The organism is Paenibacillus sp. A3 (assembly GCF_001399685.1).
Taxonomy (GTDB): domain Bacteria; phylum Bacillota; class Bacilli; order Paenibacillales; family NBRC-103111; genus Paenibacillus_G.
On record NZ_JTHN01000278.1, the window covers coordinates 1 to 6,932 of the forward strand.

Below are 6,932 nucleotides of genomic sequence, written 5' to 3' on the forward strand. Positions count from 1 at the left end.
CCATCCGCCCCGGGGCGGAACCGCTGGTCGTGTACTGCTGAATTTGCGGGTGCAGCTTTTTCAGGTAATCGAACCCTTTATCTTCCGCGCCTTTCACTTTCAGTACGGTGTAGAGAGCGGTGTAGGCCGTGCCGGACGAAGCCGGGTTCGCCATGACGATTTGTCCCTTATACGCAGGATTGAGCAGATCTTCCCACGTTTGTGGGGCCTGAAGGTTATGATCCTTCAAAAACTTCTTGTTTGACGCAAAGCCGAGGAAACCGACATAAATCCCGGTCCAATGACCGTTCGGGTCTTTATACTTGGCATCCACTTTCTCGGCAGCTGGCGATTTATAAGGCGCGAGCAGTCCTTCGTTCATTGCGGCGACGAACGTGTCCGCCGGGCCGCCGTACCAGATATCCGCCTGCGGGTTGTCTTTCTCCGCGCGGATTTTGGCGAGAATCTCGCCCCCGGACATGCGGACCATGTCGGCTTGAATCCCGGTGTCCTTCGTGAACTGCTTCATCGCCTCGACGGCATGGTCTTCCTGGAATCCGACGTATACGGTCAGCTTGCCTTTCGACTTGTCCGTTTTAGCTGTATCTCCGGCTGCCGGAGCAGGTGCGGATCCGCCGGAGGCAGGCTTGTCGGCGCTGCCGCAACCGGCAGCTACGGATGCGGTCAAGATTACGGCGAGCGTAGCGGATAGTGCTTTTTTCATCTTTTATAACGACTCCCTTCGGTTGTTTGGATAGCTTTATCATAAGTGAAGCGTTTCCAACCGGGAAGTTTAAGTCTTTGCCACAACAAACGGCAAAAAATAAAACCTCCGGCCCATGACCATGAGATCATGAACCGGAGGCTCAAGCAAGCAACACCCCGTATTAACCGGCCTCTATGCCGAACAAGCGAAGCAGCCCGTTCAAAATCAGCCCGACGACGGCAAAGTCCGTGTCCGCGAACGTCGCCCGGACGAAGCCGAGGCTGGAGAGCAGCGGCAGCAAAAAGACCGGCAGCAGCGTAATGATGAAGCCGTGGCACAGCGCAGCAACGATCAGCCCCCTCCGGCCGCCGACCTGATACGCGATGACGCCGGAAGCGCCCCCCGAGAAAAAGTGCGGGATCACGCCGGGGATGATGACCGTGTACTGGAATGCCATGAGTGCGCCCATCGCGGCAAGCCCTCCGATAAAGCTGAGCAGGAAGCCGAGCGCGGCCGCAATGGGCGCGTACGTGAACAAAACCGGGCAATCCAGCGCCGGAATCGCTCCCGGCACGATTTTTTCGGCAATCCCGTTAAAGGCAGGGATAATTTCGGCGAGCATCATTCGCACGCCCGACAATATAACGAACACGCCGGCCGTGAACCAGATCGCCTGAATGGCCGAAACGACTACGGGATGACGCCCGGAAAACATCTCGGACAGCGCTTCGACCGGCACGAACAAGCTGGACAAACCGAACAGCAGCAGGGTAAAGACAGCGATGACGACCATATGGTCCTGGAAAAACGGATAAATCCGTTTCAACCCTTCCGGCATCGGCTTCTTTTCCTTCGTCCCGACCATCTGAGCGATCAAGCCCGAAAGCGCATAGCCTACGCTGTTAAAATGTCCGATGGCGAACTCGCTGCCGCCGGTCGCTTGCCGGACGTACCTCTGGCTCACCGCCGGTCCGAACGACATGGCGAGCGCCAAGAACAGCCCGCCCCATCCGTAAAGCTGCCACGCCGGAAGATGGGCCGAATCGAGCAAAGCCGCCAGCATCGATGCCATGAAAAGCATGTGATGGCCGGTAAGGAAGACGTACTTGAACGGCGTCCAGCGGGCGATAGCCAGATGAAGCGCCATACCGATCAGCATGATGACCGCGATCTCTCGGCCGTAGTTGATCTGAGCGAGTCCCGCAATCGTCTCGTTGTGCGGCATAATGCCGATCATTTGCAGCCCGCGCTGCACAATGATCGATAGATTGGATAAGGACGAACCGGCGGCGGAAGCTCCGATCTGCAGCAAAATATACCCGAGCATCGTTTTGATCGTGCCGCTGAGCAGTTTTTGCGGAGAAGCTTTTTGCAGCAGCAGTCCGATCAAGGCAATAACCCCGAGCAAAAAGGCCGGTTCGCCGAGCAGCCCTTTATTGATAATTTGCGACCAGTTCATTCCCGCATTCCCTTCTCCCGTTCCCGCCAGGCCAGAAAACGCGGGCTTTCCATCAGCTTGGTCCGCAAGTAATTCCGGTCGGTCATATTTTCCAGCGGTATCCATTCGGCTTGCTCCAGCAGCCGGTGAGGCAAAGAATCGGCGATATGGTGCGCGCCGACGATCAAGTCCGCGGCCGGACTTAGGCCGAGTGACGCGACATCCATGTGCTCAATGTCGGCGCGGAGCCCCTGCTCCCGAAGCAGCGCTTCGAGATGGATGCGGATCATCAGACTGGTACCGAGACCGCTTGTGCAAACCACGTTAATTTTCAGCGTCAAGCGTCCCGCCCTCCTTTGTCCTCAAACGATCCCATACGGCAGCCGCATCGTCGGCCCGTCTCAGAAATTCCATAAACGCCGCATCGCCAAACACGTCGAGCAGCGTGGATAACGCGGTCAAATGCGACGTCTTGTCCGCAGCGGCCAGCGTAACGAGCAGCCACACCGGCTGCCCCGACGGTCCGAGCGGTACAGGCTCCGCCAGCGTGACTAAGCTGAATCCGGTGCCCCATACGCCGTCCTGTGGCGATGCGTGCGGGAAAGCAATGCCTTCCCCGATGACAAAATGATGCTTCTGCTCCCCAATCATTTGGAGCAGCTTTTCTTCGTACTGAAGTCCGATGATTCCACGCTCGCGCAGCAGCCTGCTGCCGAGCCGCACCGCCTCTTCCCAGCCCTCAGCCGTTTGCCCGGTCAGGATGGAGCCGGCGGGCAGCAAATCCGTCAGCCGCTGCAGCGCTTTATGGCCGGAAACGCCTCCACCCTGCAGCAGATGGATAAGGTCCTCCAGCAGCCGGTTCCGGTTGCGCACGTCGGCATGCCGCTCGACGATACGCACGATCTCGCCCACCCGCTGCAGCGTATCGGCTTCCATCGGCCGCCCCAGCGGCGATACACCGAGCAGACGTCCGATTCTGCTCTCGTCCTCGGGGCTCAGCAGCGGCGATACTTTGATCACCTGCACCGGAAGCGGCAGTTGAATCTCGATCGTCGATAACACCGCGTCGATTTGCTCGAACGGCAGCTGCTTGAGCTCCTTGTAAGCGAATCTCCCGGCAATCTCCAGCACGGGGAACATCGACTCCAGCCTGCGCTGAAGGATCGCCGACGAACCAAGGCCGGAGCTGCATACGATCGCGACCCGTTTCCGGACCGCACTTACGGCATGCGCCAGTCCGCTGCTTAAATGCAAGGAGATGTAACCGATTTCATCGCGATCGAAGCAAACTCCTTGCTCCTGCAGCACCCGGTTGACCACCTCTTGCGTCACGTCGAGCAGCGAAGCATATTCCTGCTCCAGCTGCGGCAGCAGCGGATTCGCGCTCTGCAGCCCGAATTTAGCGCGGTACATCGCAGGCTTCAAATGGACGGACAGCCCGTGTATCACCTGTTCGGTACGCTGAAGCGGCCGATGCAGCTCCTGCTCCACCTCCATGACGATCCGCTTGGCCAGTTGGACGTAAACGGACTGCTCCGCCTTGGCGTCCTGCGCTTTTTGCGCGCCCAGGATGTGCTGGGTAATATAGCCCGCCTCTTCCAAGGGTACCTCAAGCTGAAAATAACGCTCCATTTCCGGCAGCGCAAGCTGTCGGACGACCCGGAACTCCTCCGCTCCGCTCACCTCGCCGAACAGTTCCGGATCCATTTGAATGCGGTGATTGTTTTTCAGCCGCTCGACGGCCATCAGCAGGTGAAGCACAAGCGCCGAATACCCCGCGTCCGTAAATTCGACGTTCAACTTGCGCTCCAGCATCCGCACGATATCGAATAAAAATTGCGCATCCTTGGGCGAGAACCACGGGTTCCACAGATTCGTTCCTCCCATCCGGTCTTCCCGGTCCCCAAGAACGACCCGAAGGACATTCTCATCCGTAATCTCCAGCCGCAGCAGTTCGAGATAGGCCGATCTTTTTTTCCGTTCGTCCCCCAGCACCCGAATCCATCCGCCCTCTCTGGCGAGCTTCAGGTCTTTGCCGCCCAGCAGCCTGGTGACTTCCGTCAAATCGCTCAGCAGCGTGCTTTTGCTGATTTTCAGTTCTTCCTGCACCTCGTCCGTCCGCAGCTTGGACGATTCGAGCAGCCGCTTGGCCAGCCAGCGGGACCGCCGCTCCGCATCGAGATGATCCGGCCGTTCTCTAAGCAGACGCTCAAGCTTCTCCCGCCCGTCCTCGTCTACGATAAGCGCAATGCCGTGCTTGCGGTTGCGCTCCATCCCGATGCCATACCCGGCCAGCCAATCTTCGATCTGCAGCAGATCGTGGCGTACCGTCCGCGCCGAAATGCCATACTCCGATTGAAACCGGTCCACAGGCACAAATCCGCGTTGTTCCAATAGTTCCGTCAATATGCTCTGCTGTCTTGCGGATAACATATTTCTGCCTCCGTAGCCGTAAACTTAAGCGGAAAACGATCGCGAGGCCAAGCTAGCGAGAGCGGCAAGCGCCTCTTTCTCGTCAGGCCCGCTAGCGCACACCTCAAGCTCCGCCCCGCCCGGAACGGCAAGAGCCATGAGCCCGAGCGCGCTTTTGCCGTCGACCGTCTTGTCCCGGAACGTCACGGTAATGTGACTTTGAAAGGTCTGCGCGAGACTGACCCACCGCGATACCGGTCTGGCGTGAAAGCCAAGCGGCACATTGACAGCAATCGTTAATCGCTCCATCGTTCCTCTCCCACACCCGTCATAGTCGGAACTATTATATCATAGTTTTTCCCGATAAAAGAAAAAAGCCCGGTCAGCTGACCTGGGCATTACCTTCTTTGTAGAAGTCTAAGTTGATTTGTCTCCTCTTGATCTCGTCTAACAACAATTCGACAAAATCTTCTTCGAGTTTCAAATCGACGGCTTTGAAATAGGAGTCCACTAAAATCTCATTACTGATCAGTTTCATGGGACAACTCACCTTATTTCGTAATGTAAAATTATATTAACATGCGCCCAAAATTAGAACAAGCGTTCCGTTATCCACATAAAAATGTGTATATCTTGTGAGTATTCTGTTAATAAGTGTCGAATATACGTCATTGGCGGGGTGTATAATGTGGACAAAGTTATACACAAGCAGCGTACCGTTTTCGTGATAAAAAAATATGATCGCATTTGGACCAATTAGAACCATTTTAACTAAAATTGGGCAATAATGGCTTTCGCATGTTATTATTGTTTAAACGTCCCCCTGTCGGTTGAAACTATGCAGCGTGCCGATTTGAACCTGAAACCGGCTGCCGTATCCGACGTAAGTAGTCATAATATCGATGGATTTTGATATACGAAGAAGGGAGTATCCCTCATGGATGATCCACGTAAACTGATCGCTTCGCTTTGTTATTTCAGCATCTTTTTCGCCGGATTTCTTGTCCCGGTTATCGTGTATTTCGTCACCAACGACGGCTGGGTCCGCGAACACGCCAAAAAAGCGCTTCTCTCGCACATCCTGCCCTTCCTCTCGCTGATCTTCTTCCTCATCATCTGGATCGCGACGATTTCGGTCACCTCCACGATTTTTCTGGGCGTGCTCAGCCTGATTCTGTATTTCGTCGTTATGGTCTGGAACGTGATCAAAGGCATTCAAGTTCTGCTGGAACGCTAACAGCCACGCTGCGTGCGGACGCCACTTCGACCAAGTGGCGTTTTTGGCGTTCACCGGAAATGGTGCGCCGTGTTGTGCCCCAGTCCAAGCAATCGGGCCGTGCTGTGCGTATGCTGGAAGTTAAAGAGAGGCGATGGCATATGACGAACGTGTATTTGGACGACTTGCGTCCTTGCCCGAAAGGATTTACGCTGGCGAGGTCGGTCGAGCAGTGCATCGATTTAATAACGGCCGGACCGGTTAACATCTTGTCGCTCGATCACGATCTGGGGCTCGGCAAAGCCAGCGGCTACGATCTGGTCAAATATATGGTCGAGAAAGGCCTGTATGCAAAAGAAATTATTATTCACAGCGCCAACCCGATCGGACGGCATCTCATGTGGACCCTGCTGCACAAGCATAAGCCAAGCAATGTCAAGCTAACGGTTCGACCGGAGCCGTTGGCATTTAAGATTTAACCGGCGGTTGCGGATATGATACAATGAAGTATCCGTTCGCACGTTCGCTGCCAATGACGGCAGGGACCCGCGGAATAAACCTATGGCTTAGATAGGAGCAGTCACGTGAATGCCAATGTGCTGAATTTTGAAGGAAACTCGCCGAAAGAGGAGGCCAAAGCCAAGCTCGCCGCTAACCCGGATATCGTCTTCGAAGAACTTCAAGCGATTGCGATCCGACGCGAGGACGCCGACTTTTGGCTGAAATTTGCTTCCGAATGGGGCGGGGCTTTGTATTTGCTGGACGAAAAAAACTTCAAGCAGTTCGAGCGTGAGGAGATCGACCCGCAGGCGTTTGAATTTGCGCGAAGAACGTATCGGCTCGGCCTGATTACGCTAAGCGCCTTGTATGACAAGCTGAAGGCATGGTCGGATTCGAATCCGCAAGAGGACTACCGGTTGGCGATGAATGTGTTGGAATGTTACTTTTTGCCGAGCTATCTGGACGACTACGGCCGCGCATACGCGCCGGGAAAGAAGCAGGGCCAAGCTTACGTCGAAGCGATTCGGCAAGCCTTCGGCGAGGACGGCGGCCTCGAGCAAAAGGCGGAAGCCCTGCAAGCGCTGGTGCATGAATATATCGAGCGCCTGCATGTATACGCCAAACAGTGAGCCGGCCTGCGGCATGCCATCATCAACGGCAAAAAAAGCGGACGCCTTGTA

The 6,932-nt window shown here is 55.6% G+C and carries 9 protein-coding genes; 3 read left to right on the forward strand and 6 right to left on the reverse strand.

Annotation, left to right across the window (positions count from 1 at the left end):
• From QJ48_RS32785 to sda, 6 genes are all read right to left on the reverse strand, one after another.
• Window positions 1–703: ABC transporter substrate-binding protein (locus QJ48_RS32785; RefSeq protein WP_054977511.1), on the reverse strand; the 703-nt coding region annotated here is incomplete at its 3' end.
• 163 nt (window positions 704–866) lie between these two features.
• Window positions 867–2,144, reverse strand: coding sequence for a PTS ascorbate transporter subunit IIC (locus QJ48_RS32790; protein WP_054977512.1), 1,278 nt, complete (start codon window positions 2,142–2,144; stop codon window positions 867–869).
• On the reverse strand, window positions 2,141–2,464 hold the full coding sequence (locus QJ48_RS32795; protein ID WP_054977513.1) for a PTS sugar transporter subunit IIB: 324 nt from the start codon (window positions 2,462–2,464) through the stop codon (window positions 2,141–2,143). The genes QJ48_RS32790 and QJ48_RS32795 overlap by 4 nt, the downstream gene beginning before the upstream one ends.
• Window positions 2,448–4,556, reverse strand: coding sequence for a BglG family transcription antiterminator (locus QJ48_RS32800; protein ID WP_054977514.1), 2,109 nt, complete (start codon window positions 4,554–4,556; stop codon window positions 2,448–2,450). The genes QJ48_RS32795 and QJ48_RS32800 overlap by 17 nt, the downstream gene beginning before the upstream one ends.
• A 24-nt stretch (window positions 4,557–4,580) precedes the next feature.
• Window positions 4,581–4,844, reverse strand: a complete 264-nt coding sequence (locus QJ48_RS32805; RefSeq protein ID WP_054977515.1) for an HPr family phosphocarrier protein — start codon at window positions 4,842–4,844, stop codon at window positions 4,581–4,583.
• A gap of 73 nt (window positions 4,845–4,917) precedes the next feature.
• Window positions 4,918–5,073 carry a sporulation histidine kinase inhibitor Sda gene (sda, locus tag QJ48_RS32810; protein ID WP_054977516.1) on the reverse strand — a complete coding sequence of 52 codons (156 nt, stop codon included), beginning with the start codon at window positions 5,071–5,073 and terminating at the stop codon, window positions 4,918–4,920.
• A 399-nt stretch (window positions 5,074–5,472) separates the two neighbouring features.
• On the opposite strand from sda, the gene QJ48_RS32815 reads away from it, so the two are divergent.
• From QJ48_RS32815 to QJ48_RS32825, 3 genes are all read left to right on the forward strand, one after another.
• A complete protein-coding gene (locus QJ48_RS32815; RefSeq protein WP_054977517.1) occupies window positions 5,473–5,772 on the forward strand; it encodes a DUF4870 domain-containing protein in 300 nt (99 codons plus the stop codon).
• A 140-nt stretch (window positions 5,773–5,912) separates the two neighbouring features.
• Window positions 5,913–6,230 carry a cyclic-phosphate processing receiver domain-containing protein gene (locus tag QJ48_RS32820; RefSeq protein ID WP_054977518.1) on the forward strand — a complete coding sequence of 106 codons (318 nt, stop codon included), beginning with the start codon at window positions 5,913–5,915 and terminating at the stop codon, window positions 6,228–6,230.
• A 105-nt stretch (window positions 6,231–6,335) separates the two neighbouring features.
• Window positions 6,336–6,881 (forward strand): hypothetical protein, encoded by a 546-nt coding sequence (locus tag QJ48_RS32825; protein ID WP_054977519.1) that lies wholly within the window; start codon window positions 6,336–6,338, stop codon window positions 6,879–6,881.
• Window positions 6,882–6,932: the final 51 nt, after the last annotated feature.